The organism is Halodesulfovibrio sp., from assembly GCF_025210605.1.
Lineage (GTDB): Bacteria > Desulfobacterota > Desulfovibrionia > Desulfovibrionales > Desulfovibrionaceae > Halodesulfovibrio.
Genome location: NZ_JAOARI010000035.1, coordinates 14,697 through 34,185, shown reverse-complemented (window position 1 = coordinate 34,185; position 19,489 = coordinate 14,697). Strand labels below are relative to the sequence as shown.

The following is a 19,489-nucleotide window of genomic DNA, read 5'->3' as shown; positions in this document are numbered from 1 at the left end:
CCCTCCCAAAAAAGCCCCTAATCGGGGTTAAGAGGACACATGTTCATACAAAAAAAAGGATGGAGTAAAAAACTCCACCCTTTCTTTATTGTTTGTTGCATCCTTGAATAAGTCCTTTTATTATAAACTTATTCAGTATCTTGATATAAATGTAAATTCACCTAAACGGGGTCAAGGGGACGTGTCCCCTTGCGGGGGTGCAGGGGGCAGCGCCCGCCTGCCCGTCGGAGACCCGCCGGAGGCATCACGGCGCATACCGACGCATGCCGAATACACTACTCACTCTGATTCAATAACCACTGCCTACCGTATGCTGCTTGTCCTAACGATATGCACCCATCGTTAGGCGGCAATTGTGTATGCTGAATCACAGTGTGCCCTTGAGCTGCAAGTGCTTCTGGAAGCTCTTTCCCGATAGTAAAACTTTGCATAACTCCACCTGAAAGAGCTATCGTATTAAGCGTAGTATCACGCATTCCTTGAACTGCCAGCTCTGCGCAACCCTGCACAAGCCCTAGATGAAACTTGCGGGCAATGACACTATTCGGAACACCTTGCTCCCAATCTCTATAGCACTGAAGAAATAAGCTGACGGTGTCCAACACAAGAACTCCGTTAGTATGTTGCACATGACATTCATACGCTTCTGATACTGTTAAATCTTGTGCGTTTTCTAGTAAAATTGCGGCTTCGCCCTCATAGGTTACGACATGACATATTCCGAGCAAGGCAGATACGGCATCAAACAAACGCCCACAGGATGATGTTAGCGGTGTATTAATGTTACGTTCCAGCAATTGTGGTAACAACGTTGCCTGCTGGGCAAAATCCTGCTCCCATGTCCATTCTTTTTCGGAACGCTGTATGCCAGCACTCCAAAGAATGCCCTGTGCTATGCGCCACGGTTCGCGTATGGCTGTCTCTCCACCGGGAAGCGGGATATGTGCAAATCTGCCGAGCCTTGATTGCTCCAGCGACTGGTTATTCACACACAGCAATTCGCCTCCCCATATAGTCCCGTCTTCTCCAAAGCCAGTTCCATCCAGCGCAAGCCCAAGTGCAGTTCCTGTAAATTTATTTTCTGCCAGAACACTGTAGATATGCGCTGCATGGTGCTGAAGCCCTAAGACGGGTATATCATGCTTCTTCCCATATTCATGGGCAAAGCGGGTTGTCATGTAATCGGGATGCAGGTCATGAACAACAGCCTCGACGTTTACCTCAAGAATTTGCGGTAAAAATTCTGCAATTTCCTCATAGAATGAGTACACTTCGAGATTTTGCATATCGCCAATATGCTGTGAAACAAACGCCTCATTATCGCGGGTATAGCAAAGCGTATTCTTAAGTTCGGGACCTACCCCGAGCACTGACGGTGCTTTCTCCGTCATAAAAACAGGACGCGGTGCAAAACCTCTGGCGCGGCGCAAAAATTGTGGCTTGCCTGTATCTTTTTGGACACGCACAACCGAATCATCCACGCGCACCAAAATGTCGCGATTATGAAGTAGGAAAATATCTGCAAGAGAATGCAAACGCTTAAGAGCTTCACGGTTCCCAAGAGCAATAGGTTCGCTGCTCATATTACCGGACGTCATAACCAGAACAGGTAGCTCGCTAGTCTGCTTTGCGTAATATTTAAAAAGAATATGATGAAGTGGGGTGTAGGGAAGCATAATGCCGATATACTGTGTACCTGGATTCAGTGCCGCGGCTAACGGAGCATCGCCACGCTGTTTACACAGAACTATCGGGCGCTCTTTCGTTTGCAACAACGCTTCTTCTGCATCTGTGAGATTTGCTATCGTGCGAGCGGTTTCAATGTCTTTCACCATCACAGCAAGCGGCTTGCCCCACCTGTTCTTTCGGGTTCGCAATGTCTCTACAGCTTGCTGCCCCTGAGTACCTGTTGCCATGCATACAAGATGAAAGCCGCCAAGCCCCTTCACGGCTGCGATTCTACCCTCTGCAAGACCTGCCGCTGTTTGCGCAATAGCTTCAGTGCCACGGCACACTTCCACTCCATCCGGCTCAGTCAACCAGACATAAGGGCCGCAAACATCACAAGCGTTCGGCTGGGCATGAAAACGTCTGTCGAGCGGGTCTTCGTATTCTTTCTTACAGTCGGGACATAGCGGAAAACAGGACATGGAAGTCTTTGCCCTGTCGTAAGGAATGGAACGAGTAATGGTATACCGCGGGCCGCAATTGGTGCAGTTGGTAAAAGGATACTCATACCTGCGATTATCAGGATCAGACATATCCCGCAGGCAGTCATCGCACGTAGCAACATCGGCACTGATAAGGACACGGTTGCCCTGTTTGCCTTCGCTTTCCAAAATTATAAAGCTGTTTTCACCGTCTACAGCGGGAAGCTCTTCCTCTGTCTTCGAGGTCACTTCCGCAAGTGGCGGCAGTTTGTCTACCAAGTCGAATGCAAAACCAGCTAGTGTTACATCATCCCCTTGCACTTCAATAAACACTCCATCAGAAGTATTGCTTACAGTGCCAGTCACCTTGTTTTCCAAGGCAATTCTATACACGAAAGGACGAAATCCAACACCCTGAACCTGACCAGTAATGATATAGCGCTTACGGCGTACACGATGAGTCATGCAGAACCTTATCGTAAATACATGGAGGAGAAAAGGGACGCACAGACTCGAATATACTGATTACAATTTTGCTAAATCCGGCTTTATTTATAACATCCTACAATCATGTATGATACGATTACTCTTCTGTATAATAATGAGAATATAAGCGCGAAACACCACTGTTGAACACTTGAATATTCTTGTAACGTCGGCTACCTGTTAAATCTTATTTGAACAATTTTGTAGTATGGAGAGACCATGGCGACTGAAAAATTAGGAAATCGCATTCGCAAGTTCAGGGAAGAGCGGGGCTTAAGCCGCGCAGAGCTTGCAGAACAGGCTGATTTAACAGAATTATTTGTAACCGCTTTAGAGGAAGAAGACCTGTATCCTTCTATTGCGCCGTTGCAAAAAATAGCCCGTGCACTTGGCGTTCGCCTCGGCACATTTATGGATGATGAAATTTCTGTTGACCCGTTGATTGTACGTAAAGAGTCCCGTGAGGCTGATCTTACAATGCAGAAAGCTGGCGATAAAAACCCAAGCTTTTTGTTCCACTCTTTAGGCAAAGGCAAAACTGACCGTAATATGGAACCATTTTTTATCCATATTACTCCTGAAGCTGAAGAAGACCGTAAGATATCTTCACATCAGGGCGAAGAGTTTATTGTGGTTACTTCCGGCAAGCTGCTTGTGCGCTATGGCAAAGAAGAACACGTACTTGAGACTGGCGACAGCGTCTATTTCAACTCCATTGTTCCGCATTACGTAGGTGCGGCAGATGGTGAAGAGGCTGAAATTTACGCAGTAATCTACTACCCTGACTAGGAAATTCCATGCAAGCATTCGAACTTCGCGAAAAGACCCTTGGTCAGATTCTTGATGAAACGGTCGAAAAATATCCTGACAACGATGCCGTTGTATACGTAGACCGTGATTACCGGCAGACCTACAAAGAATTTGGCAAGGTGGTTGATGATCTGGCGCAAGGGCTTATGGCTCTTGGTGTTCAGCGGGGCGAAAAAGTTGCTGTTTGGGCAACAAACGTTCCCTACTGGGTTGCACTACAGTTTGCGACAGCAAAAATTGGTGCCATCCTACTAACCGTAAATACCAACTACCGTAAAAGCGAACTAGAATACCTGCTATCTCAGTCTGAATGCGAGAACCTGTTCATTATGGATGGATACCGCGATCATGACTTTGTTCAGACTATTTACGATATGATTCCCGAGCTGCGTCATCAGCCTCGCGGCAAGCTTAACGTCGATAAGCTTCCGTCACTGAAGCGCGTCATGTTTCTTGGTGTTGAAAAGCATCGAGGCATGTACTCCATTCCTGAAATCATGGCTATGCAGGCGATGGTTTCTGAAGATGAATACCTTGAACGACAAGCTACACTCTCTCCATATGATGTGGTCAACATGCAGTACACTTCCGGTACTACAGGATTCCCGAAAGGGGTTATGCTGACACATGTAGGTATTGGTCTAAATGGATACTGGATCGGGAAAAACCAAGGTTTTACCAATAAGGACAGACTCTGTCTGCCTGTTCCGCTGTTCCACTGCTTTGGTTGTGTGCTCGGTGTTCTTGCCGCAGTAAACCACGGTGCAACGCTCGTTATTCTGGAAAACTTTTCACCTGTGCACATTATGGCTTCTGTAGATCAGGAACACTGCACCGCCCTCTACGGGGTACCGACAATGTTCCTTGCAGTGCTTGAGCATAAGATGTTCTCCAAATTTGATTACTCATCGCTTCGTACCGGCATTATGGCAGGCTCCATCTGTCCCGAGCCGCTGATGAAGCGTGTTATCGAAGATATGAACATGACAGAAGTAACCATCTGCTATGGTCTTACTGAAGGTTCTCCGGTTATGACCCAGACCTTGCCGCATGACAGCTTCGAACGTCGAACCCAGTCCGTAGGCAAGAAAATGCCGGGAATCGAAGTACGCATTATTGATCCAGAAACAGGTGAAGAATGTCCACGCGGTACACAAGGCGAAGTTGTCTGCCGAGGCTACAACGTCATGAAAGGCTACTACGCCATGCCGGAAGCCACAGAAGCAGCGATTGATAAAGACAACTGGCTGCATTCCGGCGATCTCGGAGTCATGGACGAAGATGGATACGTCGTTATCACAGGCCGTATCAAAGACATGATTATCCGTGGCGGTGAAAATATCTATCCGCGTGAAATCGAAGAATTCCTCTACGGCATGGACGGCGTACACGACGTTCAAGTTGTCGGTATTCCAAGCCGCAAATATGGTGAAGAGGTTGCTGCCTTTATTATCAATAAAGAAGGCTATGATCTTGCCCCTGAAGATGTACGTGATTACTGCCGTGGCAAAATCGCATGGCATAAGGTTCCGCGTTACATAGCATTTGTAAAAGAATACCCGATGACAGCATCAGGGAAAATTCAAAAATTCAAGCTTCGCGAAAAGTCCGAAGAATACTTCGGTGAAGTTAGATAATACATTGAAATAAAAAGGGTGGTGCAGATGTGCCACCCTTTTTACGTTGTATCTTTTTTGGTCTCCGACGGGCAGGCGGGCGTTGCCCCCTGCACCCCCGCAAGGGGACATGTCCCCTTGACCCCGTTTAGGTGAATTTGTATTTATATCAGGATCTTGAATAAGTTTATAATAAAAGGACTTATTCAAGGATGGAACAAGCAATCAAGAAAGGGTGGAGTTCTTACTCCATCCTTTCTTTTGTATGAACATGTGTCCTCTTAACCCCGATTAGGGGATTTTTTTGGATAACTGGAGGAACTTGATTTTTTGCGTATCGATTTTATTGAGTAAGGTAGTGGTGCATAAGCCGCGAGGTGGTGTAAAAAACGGGCTGGTATCGCGGATAAAAGTCTTTGGAGATTTTTAAGAACCTTTCTTCGAGAAAGGTTCTTGAAGCTCGCGGCAGCGCCGTCGGAGACCTCTTAAAGCCGGCGGTAGCGTCGTCGAAGACCTTCTTTTTCCATCAGCGCCACCATGTGTGTAGCCTGTTGATAGGATTATTTACGGCGCGTTACTACGTTCAGCAGAAGCCTTGCAATGAACCATGCACTGCCAAAAAGAATAGCCAATGAAAGAAAGTAGAGTGGGGTATTAGAAGCGATTTCGGAATTGCGTAGCATTGTTATGCCGCTGAAGATGATTGCCGCACTGATGATAAGCTGAAAGAGGTGATTCGAATCACGAATCACCTTCCGGCGCTTGCTCATAAAAAAGCTCATGATCCAGACGATCACGAAAAAAAGGACTGCTATTTTAAACATCAGCTTCCTTAGGCTCTTCTGGTTGAACTGCTAAGCTCTGAATACGCTCCAGACCTTCTACAGGGTTTTCTTGTGAAAGGAGTTGGAACGGAACGATAACGCCTTCTGCTCCGGCTGCAATGCCAGCTTCTACCGATTTGCAGTATGCATCGAAGTTTGCTGCACCGTGTGTCCCTGCGAGTACAACAGGGGCGGTTGATTCGTTAACAGCCTGCGCAAAACTAGGTTGATGCCCTGAGTATGGAACTGCAACGATATCAGCGCCGAGTTCGCTCCCAAAGCTTATTGAATCTGCAATAAGGGCGCGATCATATTCCTGCACAATCCTGTCGCCTTTTGCGCAGATGGAAAGAAGGACAGGCAACCCGTAGGAATGTGCTTCTTCACTGATGCTGCAAAAATCTTGCATCATTTTTTCTTCATACTCGTTGCCTATGGCAAGTTGTAATGCAACGGCATCGGCTCCGGCGCGGAGTGCTTCGAGCACTGTGCAGACAACGGTACGGTTCCATGACGGCACTGCATGTTTGCTTGCTGTAGATAACTGAATAATGAGCGGAAGCGATGCGGGAACAGTTAATCCGTAGGTTCGAGCAAGTCCACAAGGAACGAGCAGGGATTGAATAGAATGTTGGCTCACTGCATCTATGCATGTGGACGCGGTTGCCTGCGGCGTAAAGCCGCCGTCCAGCCGTGATTGCTCAAAAGAAACAATCATAGATTTAGCGTTGCTTTCTGTCGGGAGCAGACGTTCTCTTCTACGAAACATACCAATCATACATTCTCCTGTTGGCTATCGCCCACGTGCATTACATTCAAGATAGGGACAATATGCAATAGCCCCGTCTGTCAGAGCTGTCTTGTCGCCAGTGCCGCTATACATAACGAGCGGTGGTTCGACAACTATACCGCAATTACCGTTTTTTCGGGCTTCAAGCAACACTAGCGTACTCTTTTGATCTGCCTTGCTGTGAATAAATTTCAGACGCTTAGGTGTGAGTTTGTGCATGGTGCAAGCACTCAGCAATTCTTCAAGGCGTTCAGAAGGGAAAATACAGCAAAATGATCCCTTATTTTTTACCAGAAAAGATGCTGCCTGCACAAACGCTTTTAAAGAGCCTTCTGTTTCAAATAAGGCACAGGTGCGCTCTTGCGTTGCAGAGTGGCGTCCTTGATTAGGTTTGCGGTAGGGCGGATTGGAAACAACGATATCTGCACTTTCTGCTGTAATTCCGCTGTCACGGATTGCGGCAACATCTGTTAATGTTCCTGTGAAACGAGAAGCAAGCCCTAGGTGTGCGGCGTTTTGGTGTGCGGCTTCGAGAAGTATTTCTTGCAGCTCAATGCCTGTCATGGAGAGACGTGTGTTTTCGAGAAGCATAGTAAGCCCGACTACCCCGCACCCTGTGCCCAGATCAACAGCTGTTCGATATTTTGCCGCTCCCGCAAATCGTGCAAGTAGCAGAGCATCCATTGAAAATTTGAAGGTTCCTTCCGGTTGGAACAAGCCGCGTGGAAAGTATTGCCGTGCTTGAGCTATCTTCTCGTCAGTAATCATGTGTATCCTGTAAAAAATGTGTGCGATGCTGGTATGTGTGTTGTGAAGATGTTTGCGTGATCGCAATGTTTGTAGAATTACTCAACAAGATCGGTTGCGAAGCGTGCTTGAATAGAGAGCCTGCTGGCTACGACGACTTTTTGAATACCTGCTGGCAGACTGTGCAGGTGTACGAATCGCGTGGTGAACAGTATTCTCCTCGTTTGGCGAAGCATTCTTCTGCCTGCATCAGGGCAACGGCTTTTTCTGCGGCTTTGTTTTTCTGGGATGTTGCACCGTTAATTCTATCTATGTTTCCTTTTATCCAGCGCTTGAGATAAAAACGTCTGCCGTTCATGGTCATGTGTACTGCTTTTTGTTCGGCAATACGAAGTTCGGATACAAATTCACTGGTCAGGTTTCGTTTGTCCATCTGGCTTGCATATTCAAGAGCTTCAAGAGGATTAAAGTTGGCAATGCGTACAAGATTGCCTGCAAGCTGCTTAGGACAATCTTCATAGCGGTCTTTTTCTACTACTAAAAAGACGACTTCATCTGGCAACACATCGTCATCACTTTTGGCTTTTTTACGTTTCTCTGAGTGGTCGAAGGAATGAACTATTTCAACCATAAACACACTGTTATCATTTATATCTTTGAGAGCAGTTTCGAGAAATTCCTCAATAAGGTTATATTCAACAATGCGGCTAGACATACCGAGCAAGTAGGCAAGTTGTGTTGTTTTGAATATGCCGTAATCTCGCCCGATGAGGTTTGCGAGAATACGTAATGCCTGCACCGTACGTAGTGTTGAGAAAACGAGATATGGTTTGAGAAGTTCCTGTGCCTGCTGAAGATGAGGCATCGGGCGTGCGGTGACGCGCGTAAGATCATCTTTTGATGGGCGTTTTAATGGATTTGCACCATAATACAGACTGCGTCTGGTTGGTTTGTTCATATCGTCGTCTCCTGAAACTGTTCTGTAAATGCAGGGTTTGTGCCTGTGTACCAGCTTTTAAAGGAGCCTGCTACAACCTGATTTTGGGAGTTAATAAGCTGTTTATTGATGAAATAAGCATCGATTATTGAATGTAACTTGTCTTAAATATTATTTAAAAGTTTTTACTTTTGTTGAAGATTGTAAAACAGTGTGGAAACGATCAGGCACTCGCTTTTTTTGTTTGCTTTATCATAATGCGTTAGTGGTACTAGAATAGGTTACTGCGATAGTCTCGTTATCCATTTTTTTAAAAAAATTGTTTGTGTACTCAAACGTATGTGGTATTAGCCGTGCAGTCATTCTGGAGAAGAGACTATAAATTGCTTGCTGCCTCTTTTCCGTATATTGCGGATTGAATATTCAATCCGCAATATTTTTTGATGGTTTTTTCAAATATTCCAAAACTTTTTTTTGCCAAATATGGTAAAAAAAGTCTGCTGTTTGTATTGTAACATTCTGCAAATACTGATTTTTGTGTTATAAATAATTAATCCAGAAGGTTGTAACAAAAGCCTTGTGAAAAAAAGAACTTTTGTATATCAATAAAACCAACTGATTAACAAGTCAGGTCTGTGCGCCAACACAGGCAAAAAAATAACATAATAGTGAGTGAACAGTATGATGCAGCAAGCAACACTGATGAAATCATCTGTTTGGTCCCAAAGTAGAACACAACGTAGCGTGCTCATTGGGGTTGGTAACGACCACACCAAACAATACGGTATTCGTTTTGTACGTGACTTTTTTTTCCAGGATGAACTAGCAAAATTTACACTTTTTCATCTGCAAAACGCTAAAACACTTCAGTTACTCGGCACAAGTGAACGGTCTTCAAGCGCCAAAGAGACCGTTGCTGAAGAGTTCTTAGCTAGAACAGGTGAACAGCTGTCATGCTTGGTTACTGCTCAGGAAAGCCTGAAGCAGGTAGGTATATCAAGTAATCGCTTGTCACTTCTTTCGAGAGTGCAGACCCATTCTAAGGCGTGGGATCTGATGGAAGAAGCTGCCAACGGTGACCATGACGCCCTTGTTCTTGGTAAACGCGGCAAGTCATGGTTTGAGAGCATGATTAACGGCTCTACCGATATCACAAAAGAAGTTATTGAGCGCTCTTGCGCTAGACCGGTTTGGCTTGCCCCTTCATCGATCTATGGCCGCAAGAATGTGTTGTTGTGTGTGGACGGCTCACGTTCCTCCAGAAACATCACTGAACATGTAGCGCGTATGGTTGCAGGTAACCCATTGCATACCATTACTGTGTTGCATGTTGCTCCCGGTAAAAAATATACTACCGCTTCCCCAAGTGTTGCGTTTCTGAATAAGCAGTTCCGCAATCAACGCAAAGCGCAGTGTTTTATTTCAAAGACCAGTCATCAGGTTGTAGCGGATGCAGTTGCTCTGCTCGTTGCAAACGGTGTGAAGGAAGATGCCATCTCAACCCAGTTGGCTCATTCCAATGATCCTGCTTCTGTTATCATGGAAACCTCTGATCAAGGTAACTTTGCAGTTGTAGCTATGGGTCGTTCCGGTACTGGAAATAGCTTTATGCGCCACATGCTTATGGGTTCCTCTGTAGCTCATGTGTGGAAAAAGCTTAATAACGCTTGCCTGTGGTTATCGTGTTAGAAGCCCATTTGTGGTAACTTCGCAAAACCTCTAGGTAACTCCAAGTCTTAGATTAACCCTGCTCTGTAAAAAACGCCCATTTTTTGCAGAGTAGGGGACGATACAAAAAAAGACTTCGTATTTATACGAAGTCTTTTTTTGTGCCTAATTCAAATTACTGACTATAGCATTGGGGATGGGTTCTCACCGTCCGAAGCAGACTGCATCGCTATTGCTGATTGTATGCTTTCAGAAAGAACCTGAACCATCGTATCGATGTATGAATGTCTTTTAAAACAAGTGATTATAGTATGATGAAGCGTAATGCACCAATGCAGACCATTGCGTAGAACCCTGCAATAACATCATCAATCATCACACCCCATCCACCGGAAAGCCAGCTTTCAGAATCTTTAACGGGGTATGGTTTTGTAATATCAAAAAGCCGGAAGAGCAGAAATGCCAGAACCATCCACCAAAGTGATAATGTAGCGAACGGGAGAATGGTTATCCATTGTCCAACAAGTTCATCAATGACGATTTCTCCGGGATCTTTACTGCCTAAAATTTGTTCAGCGCGCGTTATCTGGATACTTCCCCAGCAAAAGATAGCAGCTAATACGACAATACGAAGCCACATTGGCAGCGGCATAAAGAAAATAGGAGCAAGCGCGATGGCAACAGCAGAGCCGACAGTGCCCGGTGCGTAAGGAGAAAGTCCTGAAGGCCCCAAGCGTGATGCGTGGACGGCTATCTTGTCGCGCAATGAAAGTTCGGTACTCATAAAAAATGCCTTTGAAGGTAATCCCTTGCGGGTGGTTATGAGGTTGATGGAGTTACAAACCCTGCTGTTTCCAATTTTTCTAGCAACTCAGCAACGGGTAGCCCTACTACGTTGGACCAGGAACCACAGATTTGTTCTACTAAAAAAGAACCGACTCCTTGAATAGCATACGCTCCAGCTTTATCAGCAGGTTCACCTGAACGGATGTATGCCTTAAGGGCAGTTTCAGAATATTTTTTCATTGTAACCGCAGTTTCTACGGCGTATGTGTCTGTGGCTCCGTCTGGATAAATAATGGCGGTAGCAGTGATAACCTTGTGGGTGTTTCCAGAAAGTCTGCTTAGCATATCAAGTGCATGGGCATCATCCGCTGGTTTGCCCATAATTTCATTGCCAAGCACTACAATAGTATCCGCACCGATAAAACAAGCGCTACTGAAATGTTCCGAAGCTGCGCAGACAGTCATAGTTTTTGTTAAAGCGCAACGGCAGGCGAAGTCCGCGGGATTTTCATCGTGAGTAGGAAGCGGTTCCTCTCCTGGGTGCGTCTCAACTGTAAATGTAATGCCAAGTTCGGAAAGAAATTGTTTGCGGCGTGGAGAGCCGGAAGCCAGTATAATTGGCTTTAGCGTGGTGTAAACAGGGGTATTCATATAGTATGTTTGTTCCGGTTATAAAATAAATAAAATCTTGACGTAGTGTGCTGTATTTGTATGGCACTTGTCAATTAATTGAACTATGTAGCAGCTGTTTGGCGTAGTCACATTCTATAGCTGCTAGTACTGTGACTGTAGTGCTGTTCTATTTTGCTCGTTAACTAGTTTTGTGTATTAGAAGTATGGCTAATCATTTTTATAATGCACAGAAGCCTAAAGATTATCTTTAGGAGGTCGATAGCGAGTATTAAGAGTATAGCGTCATGACAGTAAAATCATTTTATGTGCAAAATATGCTTCGAAAGTACAAGAAGCAAATAACTTCTGCCCAGCTTATTGCGCGGGCAGGTGGTTCGGCGCGTATTTTGCAAAATCAGGACTATCAGGATGGTGATGCTCAACTTTCTGACATTAATAGAAAACTTCTGGATAAAAATCGCCAGAGGCTTGTAGAGCGAGTTGCCAGAGAAGTTTATGAAAACTTACTTTTTTCCGGCAGCAACAACCCGATAGTGGAAGAAATAAAAACGCAGCTTGAAATTGATATAGGTTTTTCCGTGCTTTTTAGACATCCTTTTCCAAATCTTTCCTTACAAATATATAAAGAAAGCGAATTTGGGCCGATAAAGCTTTCAGGTGATGAAAAAGAAGATGTACTAAACAAGCTCTGGGCAATTTCTTTAGATAAAGTTAATGCGACCATGTTATAAGCGTGGAGGTAGGGAATGAAAGTTTATGATTATAACGCGCAGCTGGATTACGGCTCGTCCTTAAAAAAAGGCAACCGTATTGAACAGGCTGGACGTGAACAGCAAGGACGCGAACAGGCTTCTGTCGATGTTGAGTCCAAAGGTGATCGAGTGAGCTTTTCTGAAGAAGGACGTTTGCGCACTGAAGCATACAAAGAAGCTATGAATGCACCGGAAGTCCGGAAAGACAAAGTTGCTGCTATTAAAGCACAGATTGCTTCCGGTGAGTATAAAATCGATAGTAATAAAATCGCTGAAGGTTTGCTTCGCGATGAAATCGATTTGTTCATCTAACTCACCCAGTTTATATATCAAAGAATGTAGAAAGCCGTTCTCACTTGAGAACGGCTTTTCACACATGCGTAGGGTAAAGCTGGATTAGTACAGAGCGTGCAATGCCTCGATGGTCATTTGCTTAAAGTCATCTGTTGTTAAATAGATATGTTCTTTTGTGACCCTTTTTTCAACGTTACGCAGAACTTTTTTGACAACTCTATGTGTCTGAGCAGCTTTTATGGTGAATCCGAGTTCTTCGCCTATTTCGCGAACATATCGACGATTGACTGTCGCTTTTGCTTCGTCCATCACTTCGTTTTTTAATGTTATAAGATCTTGCGATAGTTTGCTCGGTTCAGACATACGTTGATTCATCGTGATTTTAATAGCCTGCATGCGGCTCCACGATGCTTTATGTTCTAACGATTCTTTAAGAGCGCGTTCCGCAAGGCGTACGATTTGATCGCGTGAAAACACACCTTCATGCCTTGTTGTGCCTACTTCCTGAAGCAGTCTGGCTGTAATGTAGTCTATTCTTGCTTGGTTCAATTTACGGGGATTTTCGTGCAAGTCTTGCATGAGAAATCGTAAATTTTCTTTATTACTCACAAAGTCTCTTACCCGCTGATGGTTTTTTATGGAATCACTCAGTCGTGATGTGCGCATGTTTTTGCGATCGTAAAAAGCTGCTTCGTGCTCGGACATAGGAGCATGGCGGTGCAGGTTGCTCATTTGCTGGTCGCGGGCGTATTTGATGTTTCTTGCTTTGTGCATCAGCTGTGATACTTCGCCGCAGGTTAGTCGATCTGACGTGTTGACTTCCTTCTGGCTAATGATTCCGTGACGAGCTTTGATACCATCCATCCCGTGCAGTGAGGAGCTGGTTTTGGAAAGTGCTTCTTTCGCATTATCAATACCATATTTGCGGACAAGACCATTCCAGAGTGTCCACGCTGCATGACGGTTACTTTCTTCCATCTCCAACCGTGTTTTGGCGCAATATTCTTTGAACAGCCCCATCGTTTCCAGCGCAGAAACCAAACGTCCTTTCCATGGTTTTCCAGCTTTAAGTGTTCCTTTTTTCGTCAAGCTCACAGTATCGCGGCTTGAGCCAACATGCTCAAAGCCTTTCAAATTCGCGTCCGTAACATTTTTGCTTATAACTCGCATGTGTTCCCCCATTCTGTCTCATATATTCTGCCATCGTCGACAAGACCGCGTTGTCTAGCAATAGGTGTCAGTGGTTAGAATACACCAATACGAGCGGATCGTTCACCCTCTTATACGTTGGATATACAGGATTACTGGCTGTGGCGCGTAATCAGGTTTGGTGAACAATCTATAATTCTTTGAAGAAAACTATCGAAGACCTTTTTGTAAATTGTGTGGATACTAATGGTGAAGAGATTTTTTACGCACGATATGGCGAGCAGTTGTGTGAGCAATGGGTTTACGCGACAGTTCATTGCTTTCCCTTTGGTTGTGGATTGGAAGAAAGCAAAGGCATAACAGGTTGGTTTGACAGGGCGTTGCGATATTCGCTGAATAGGTACGATGGGAAATACTGTAGTACCGTAGAGAACCGGAAACAACGTTACGGAGGGCTTGAGTATGGTTGTAGGTAAATATGAAGTTGACGCAATTACAGCTTCGGCGGTTATATTGGCGATAATTTTTTTCGTTATTGGTGCAGCTTTTATGCATACCCGCAGATGCAAGCGGAAAAATAACGATCCGAAATGTTAATGCATACCTACCGAATTTTTGGGCGTAGCATTTCATAAAAAAGGTTAGTCGAAAGAGAATCGGCTAATCTTTTTTTGTGCAAAAAAGAGGTGATGATAGATAATAACTGTGTAGCACAAGAAGCAGTTTGCACAACAATCCTATTTTTCAATGTATGAAATGGCTTCTTTGATTGCGAGAATTGCTGAAGGCGTATCTGCAAGAATATCGGGATGTTGGGGCATAAGTAGCTGCAATAGCTCTTCTGGTGTTGTTGCCGCAGTATTTGGGTCTTTTTCGTGAGCAAGAGCTTGTAGCTCTAGGAGGATTTCGGAAGGAATCTGGTGTTCGGATGACATAAGGCGCTCCGTATATCATTTGGAATTAAGCTATGTTTTGGAGCCTTACAGAAAAAAGCGTATTTGACAATCAGTTGGTGTCGAAACGTGCGGCAGAAAATTTTTTAGGACACAACTAGTGCTTTCCCTTATACAAAGAGCGTTGCTTGTTTTTACGGCATTTCTATGCCTGCCACGCCGAAGGTATAAGCTCCTTATGATACAGTAACTATTGGGCAGTTGCTGTAGCCTTTCAGAAAAGGCAAACTATACAGTTCGGTTGTATATTTGTTGCCCCCATGTGGCAGATATATGGTGGTGAGTAGCATAGAGTGCTGAGACAACGGGGTACACTTTGTGACCTCTAGCACAGTAGAAAGCTGTTTTGGTGAACATGTTTACTACAGTGTATGTTTTTTAGGAGTTCTGCTTTTGCAGGACAGACTGTCCAGAGTAAGCCGTTTCAGTGCCGGAAGCGGAGTACGGAAAGATAGTTTTTGGCTAAGATCCCCTCTGTTGGCGCTAAGGGGATCTTTTATTTTGCGGCATGTTACGCTGTAATCGCGTTTCTAGCCCGAACAATATGTCGCAAAAAGAAGTCCGCCCTTGTCAGAGGAACGGCTAGGGCGGACTCTAATTTCTTTTTGGCTCAAAACGTTAGCAGCCAGAGCATATCTTCTCGATAAGTGATGTGGTTGAAAAGCCGTGTAAAAGAGGAAGGCTCAGTACTTCACCACCATCGCTTTCTACAATGTCTTTTCCGACAATGGAATCAATTCCCCAATCCCCGCCTTTAATGAGAACATCAGGGCGAACTGCATCAATCAGTTCAAGTGGTGTGGATTCGTTAAATTCTACAACGTAATCAATGCTTGCAAGATGTGCCAGCACATATGCGCGTACTCCAAATGTGTTAACAGGTCTGTTGTCACCTTTGCCTAATGACCGTACGGAGTCATCGCTGTTTAAGCCAAGAATGAGGATATCCCCTTTTGCTTTGCAGCGAGCGAGAAGGTCAACATGACCAGGGTGCAGAATGTCGTAACAGCCGTTAGTAAATATAATGCGCTGGTCACGTTTATCTGTCAGAGCTGCAAGCAGGCTGTCCCACTGGTCAGCACGGAAGATTGAAGGGTGCGCTGGTATACCGTTATTATGACTCATTGTACTGCACTATGAGGAATGTGAAAGAGTTGTACTGGTGCCAAAGAGAATGAGTTCCATCCATTCCATGGCAAAAAGAAGACGTTCTTTTTCGTCATTCATAATTTTTTCGCGTCGTTCTTCCGGCACGTTGACTCTATCCATAAGGTTCATGTCTTCCATAAACCCTTTGAAATGGTCGAGCTGGTAGAATGCAAGCAGCGCCATCTGCACACGTTTTTGTGTTAACTCAAGATCTGTGTCGATGAAGCGGGAAATGATGCTCATGTAGCGGTCTGCAAAATAGTTGTATTCGTCCAGCCCTTGATCTTTGAGCCATTCTGTTGCTGTCCACTGCTTTGCTTCATCAAAGCCCTTACAGTGATCTTCTTTAACAACTACAAACTGCTCAATAACTGTTCCGTTTTCATCAAGATGTGTGGCGCGACCTAATGGGTAGGTACGACAGGCGGCAGAGCGGTTTTCGTATACTGAGCAGCCTTCTTCGCTAAGGAACGGACATTCCTGTTCAATAGAATCCGTCATTTTAAGGAACAATACCGGGAAACCGGAGTTAGGGTACTGTTCGATGACAGTGTATTCTTTGATAAAGGTTGTGCTGTCCATGCCCAGTCCTTGGCGTAGTCGCAGGACATCATAAGGGGACAGCGGCATGTTTAAATCGCGGCAGCATGCATTAAAGCAAGAAACCTCTGGATGACATGCAAAGGAAAAAGTGTCGTCACCTGCTAATTGCGGCAATGATTCAAGGTATTCTAATGTATCTTGAACTGCGGACTCATCGTCTGGACCTGCATCATGTGGATCTACAAACATATATATTCCTGAAAAAATCAAAGGGCGGGCTAATGCCCGCCCTAAGGTCTTTAAAAGTCGAAGTTAATTGCGCTGCGAACCATTTCCATGGTTTCACGAGCCATTGCTCTTGCGCGCTCGTTACCGTGTTCAAGCACTTCCTGTACAAGCTTAGGATTTGCATCAATAGCTCGGCGGCGTTCTTGAATAGGAGCAAGAAACTCTTCCATGGATTCGAGAAGGATTTTCTTACAATCAACACAGCCAAGACCAGCAGATGTGCAGCCTTTACGGATTTCAGCCTGTTTTTCTTCAGATGTCATGAGTACATGATACGGGAAGAGGTTACAGATATCAGGATCGCCCGGATCATTACGACGCAGACGGTTTTTATCTGTAAGCATGCTGCGAACTTTCGGCTGGATATCTTCCATACCTTCACGCAGGAAGATGCCGTTGTTGTAGCTTTTTGACATCTTACGACCATCCAGACCCGGCAGTTTTGCTTCAGGAGTGAGCTTTCCTTCCGGTTCGGTAAAGATGCTACAGTCGTACATGTGGTTGAAACGGCGTGCGATTTCGCGGGTCATTTCAATATGCGGCAGCTGATCCTGTCCTACAGGAACGTATGCAGGGCGGTACATAAGGATATCTGTAGCCATGAGCACCGGATAGCCGAGGAAACCGTAGTTGCCGAGGTCTTTATGGCTAATCTGGTCGCGCTGTTCTTTGTAGGTAGGGCAGCGTTCCAGCCAGCCAAGCGGAGTAATCATAGAGAGCAGCAAATGCAGCTCTGCATGTTCTTTAACAGCGGACTGCTGGAAAATAGTACATTTTTCAGGATCAAGACCGGAGGCAAGCCAGTCTTTTACCATTTCCGGAACATGAGTTTTGATGCCACTGGTATCTGCGTAATCACTGGTAAGCGCGTGCCAGTCTGCCACGAAAAAGTAGCAGTCCATGTCGTTTTGCATTGCTACCCAGTTTTTGAGTACGCCAAAGTAGTGGCCAAGGTGAAGAGCGCCAGTAGGGCGCATACCGGAAACGGTACGTTTACGAGTCATTTCTTTCCTCCGGAAATGTTGTCAGGCTTAGATAATGGAAATTAATTGTTGAATCAGTCCTGCGGAACCTTGAATCAGCGGGCTGATGATTTTTCCCAGAAAGCCTGTTGCCAACAACAGCATTATTATAAAAAATCCGTAGCGGGAAATTCCCTGGAATTTATATGCGAGACGAGGCGGGAGTAATCCTGCCAAAATATTACTGCCGTCCAACGGTGGAAACGGCATAAGGTTAAACCAGCCGAGTGTAAGATTGATCCAGACTCCGGCTATGCACATTTTGTATAAAAAATCGTAACCATAGCTGTATACAGAGCCAGCTGTGGGACCATTTTGTGCCACAAAAGCAAATGCCACACCGAACAGAATTGCAAGAATAAAGTTCGTAATAGGGCCTGCTGCTGACACAAGGATCATACCCTTTCTTGGGTTGTTGAACCAGCGCGCATCAACCGGCACAGGCTTTGCCCAGCCGATAACAAACGGGCTGGTAAGTGCCGTGAGTACAAACATGGCTGTACCCATAGGGTCAATGTGCGGAACAGGGTTGAGCGTAAGGCGTCCATGCGATTTTGCAGTGGGGTCACCCAGCTTGTACGCAACCCAGCCGTGCGCAACCTCATGGCATACCATGCCAAGTAACATAGGAACTAACGCGACGGCGATCTTAGTAACACTTTCTGCGATATCGGTACTAAACATAACTTTTGCGGCTACCACGAACCCCCTTGTGAAGCAAGTAAATTCACGGTTCCAAAGGCGTGGCAAGCTCTCCGGTTAACTGTTTTCTAAGAGCGGAATAAGCCGTAAATCTGTTTGCAAATGGTCAAGAAGCTTGCGGTGTCCTGCCGGAAGAGTCACGGCATCAAGCTCTTTCATGTTGACCCACTGATATGCTGTAGCCGCATGGAGCACTGGCTCTGCTGTATGTTCTTTTGCAAACGTCAGAAAATAACAGTGCATGGTAACCCGATAGGTTGTGTAGCCGTGTTTGACTACGAGGATTTTGTCTTTGATTTGCACTGGAAATTCTGTTTCTTCCATAAACTCTCGTACAACTGCTTCTTCCGGTGTTTCACCTTCTTCAACAGAGCCACCCGGTAATTCCCAAAATCCTGCCCATACACCGAACTCAGGACGTTTTTGAATATAAATTTTACCGTTGTGCATAAGAAAGCCCGTCGCAACATCAATATGCTTTATACCTTTTTTAGCGATAGGTACTGGGCGTTCCTGCGGGATTCCCAGATGGAAGGCTTCACAGTTTTCCTGAAGTGGACAGCGTGCGCAATGCGGTTTTTTACTGCAAACCAGTGCTCCAAGCTCCATGAGCGCCTGATTGAATTCCCGTGCGCGACCAGATGGAAGCATTTCGGTTGCTGTCTTACGGATAAATTCCATGTTTTGTTTTTGCTTAACGGGGGTATCTATATCAAACAGTCTTGCAAAGACCCGCTCTACGTTAGCATCAACACAAATGACATCCTGATTAAAGGCAATAGAGGCGATTGCACCAGCTGTATACTCTCCAATTCCGGGAAGTGCCCGTATGTCAGAGTATGTTTCTGGAAAAATACCATCATGCTCTGTTGCAATAATTTTAGCCGCTTTGTGCAAATTGCGCACACGGGAGTAGTATCCCAGCCCTTCCCAGAGCTTTAAAAGATCGTCTTCATGGGCTTCAGCAACTGCCGTGACGTCAGGCAGCATTTGCATCCATCGATTAAAATAGGTTACGCCGCGTTCCATTTGTGTTTGTTGCAGCATAATTTCGGAAACCCATACATGGTACGGTGCGTAATCTGTACGCCACGGTAAGGGTCTTTTATTTTGTGTGAACCATGTAAGGAGCTGGTTGGCAATGGTAGGGTATTGGTCTGGTGAAATCATTGGTTACTCATAATCCGCTT

General features: G+C 45.3%; 19 protein-coding genes. 5 read left to right on the top strand and 14 right to left on the bottom strand.

Going from position 1 to position 19,489, the window contains the following annotated elements; translation table 11 throughout:
- Window positions 1-275: 275 nt before the first annotated feature.
- Window positions 276-2,615 carry a carbamoyltransferase HypF gene (gene hypF / locus N4A56_RS13640; RefSeq protein ID WP_295548139.1) on the bottom strand — a complete coding sequence of 780 codons (2,340 nt, stop codon included), beginning with the start codon at window positions 2,613-2,615 and terminating at the stop codon, window positions 276-278.
- Between the two features lie 240 nt (window positions 2,616-2,855).
- Between hypF and N4A56_RS13635 the strand changes: the two genes are divergently transcribed.
- Both N4A56_RS13635 and N4A56_RS13630 read left to right on the top strand, forming a co-directional pair.
- Entirely contained in the window at window positions 2,856-3,425 is a 570-nt protein-coding gene (locus N4A56_RS13635; protein ID WP_295548136.1) for a cupin domain-containing protein, read from the top strand.
- 8 nt (window positions 3,426-3,433) lie between these two features.
- Window positions 3,434-5,083, top strand: coding sequence for an AMP-binding protein (locus N4A56_RS13630; RefSeq protein ID WP_295548134.1), 1,650 nt, complete (start codon window positions 3,434-3,436; stop codon window positions 5,081-5,083).
- A 539-nt stretch (window positions 5,084-5,622) separates the two neighbouring features.
- Here N4A56_RS13630 and N4A56_RS13625 read toward each other — a convergent pair.
- From N4A56_RS13625 to N4A56_RS13610, 4 genes are all read right to left on the bottom strand, one after another.
- Entirely contained in the window at window positions 5,623-5,832 is a 210-nt protein-coding gene (locus tag N4A56_RS13625) for a hypothetical protein (RefSeq protein ID WP_293668588.1), read from the bottom strand.
- Between the two features lie 46 nt (window positions 5,833-5,878).
- Entirely contained in the window at window positions 5,879-6,664 is a 786-nt protein-coding gene (locus N4A56_RS13620) for a hypothetical protein (RefSeq protein WP_295548132.1), read from the bottom strand.
- A 15-nt stretch (window positions 6,665-6,679) separates the two neighbouring features.
- Window positions 6,680-7,444, bottom strand: coding sequence for a methyltransferase (locus N4A56_RS13615; RefSeq protein WP_295548130.1), 765 nt, complete (start codon window positions 7,442-7,444; stop codon window positions 6,680-6,682).
- A 127-nt stretch (window positions 7,445-7,571) separates the two neighbouring features.
- Window positions 7,572-8,381, bottom strand: a complete 810-nt coding sequence (locus N4A56_RS13610) for a hypothetical protein (RefSeq protein WP_295548128.1) — start codon at window positions 8,379-8,381, stop codon at window positions 7,572-7,574.
- A 681-nt stretch (window positions 8,382-9,062) separates the two neighbouring features.
- Here N4A56_RS13610 and N4A56_RS13605 point away from each other — a divergent pair.
- Window positions 9,063-10,049 (top strand): universal stress protein, encoded by a 987-nt coding sequence (locus N4A56_RS13605; RefSeq protein WP_293668594.1) that lies wholly within the window; start codon window positions 9,063-9,065, stop codon window positions 10,047-10,049.
- A gap of 283 nt (window positions 10,050-10,332) precedes the next feature.
- Here N4A56_RS13605 and N4A56_RS13600 read toward each other — a convergent pair whose 3' ends face one another.
- Both N4A56_RS13600 and N4A56_RS13595 read right to left on the bottom strand, forming a co-directional pair.
- Entirely contained in the window at window positions 10,333-10,812 is a 480-nt protein-coding gene (locus tag N4A56_RS13600; protein ID WP_295548126.1) for a phosphatidylglycerophosphatase A, read from the bottom strand.
- Between the two features lie 35 nt (window positions 10,813-10,847).
- On the bottom strand, window positions 10,848-11,465 hold the full coding sequence (locus tag N4A56_RS13595) for a nucleoside triphosphate pyrophosphatase (protein WP_295548124.1): 618 nt from the start codon (window positions 11,463-11,465) through the stop codon (window positions 10,848-10,850).
- A gap of 266 nt (window positions 11,466-11,731) precedes the next feature.
- On the opposite strand from N4A56_RS13595, the gene N4A56_RS13590 reads away from it, so the two are divergent.
- Both N4A56_RS13590 and flgM read left to right on the top strand, forming a co-directional pair.
- A complete protein-coding gene (locus tag N4A56_RS13590; RefSeq protein WP_293668598.1) occupies window positions 11,732-12,178 on the top strand; it encodes a DVU0524 family FlgM-associated protein in 447 nt (148 codons plus the stop codon).
- A gap of 15 nt (window positions 12,179-12,193) precedes the next feature.
- Window positions 12,194-12,511 carry a flagellar biosynthesis anti-sigma factor FlgM gene (flgM, locus tag N4A56_RS13585; RefSeq protein ID WP_293668599.1) on the top strand — a complete coding sequence of 106 codons (318 nt, stop codon included), beginning with the start codon at window positions 12,194-12,196 and terminating at the stop codon, window positions 12,509-12,511.
- A gap of 84 nt (window positions 12,512-12,595) precedes the next feature.
- Here flgM and N4A56_RS13580 read toward each other — a convergent pair whose 3' ends face one another.
- The 7 genes from N4A56_RS13580 to mutY all read right to left on the bottom strand — a co-directional run bounded on the left by N4A56_RS13580 (window position 12,596) and on the right by mutY (window position 19,469).
- Window positions 12,596-13,663: a hypothetical protein gene (locus N4A56_RS13580; RefSeq protein ID WP_295548121.1), complete on the bottom strand. Its 1,068-nt coding sequence runs from the start codon at window positions 13,661-13,663 to the stop codon at window positions 12,596-12,598.
- A 716-nt stretch (window positions 13,664-14,379) separates the two neighbouring features.
- Entirely contained in the window at window positions 14,380-14,577 is a 198-nt protein-coding gene (locus N4A56_RS13575; RefSeq protein ID WP_293668601.1) for a hypothetical protein, read from the bottom strand.
- A 636-nt stretch (window positions 14,578-15,213) separates the two neighbouring features.
- Window positions 15,214-15,720, bottom strand: a complete 507-nt coding sequence (locus N4A56_RS13570; protein ID WP_295548118.1) for an adenylyltransferase/cytidyltransferase family protein — start codon at window positions 15,718-15,720, stop codon at window positions 15,214-15,216.
- 9 nt (window positions 15,721-15,729) lie between these two features.
- Window positions 15,730-16,536: a YkgJ family cysteine cluster protein gene (locus N4A56_RS13565; RefSeq protein WP_295548115.1), complete on the bottom strand. Its 807-nt coding sequence runs from the start codon at window positions 16,534-16,536 to the stop codon at window positions 15,730-15,732.
- A gap of 50 nt (window positions 16,537-16,586) precedes the next feature.
- Window positions 16,587-17,579, bottom strand: coding sequence for a tryptophan--tRNA ligase (trpS, locus tag N4A56_RS13560; protein ID WP_295548113.1), 993 nt, complete (start codon window positions 17,577-17,579; stop codon window positions 16,587-16,589).
- Window positions 17,580-17,606: 27 nt separating this feature from the next.
- Window positions 17,607-18,281 carry a site-2 protease family protein gene (locus N4A56_RS13555; protein WP_295548301.1) on the bottom strand — a complete coding sequence of 225 codons (675 nt, stop codon included), beginning with the start codon at window positions 18,279-18,281 and terminating at the stop codon, window positions 17,607-17,609.
- 75 nt (window positions 18,282-18,356) lie between these two features.
- A complete protein-coding gene (mutY, locus tag N4A56_RS13550) occupies window positions 18,357-19,469 on the bottom strand; it encodes an A/G-specific adenine glycosylase (RefSeq protein ID WP_295548111.1) in 1,113 nt (370 codons plus the stop codon).
- Between the last annotated feature and the right edge of the window lie 20 nt (window positions 19,470-19,489).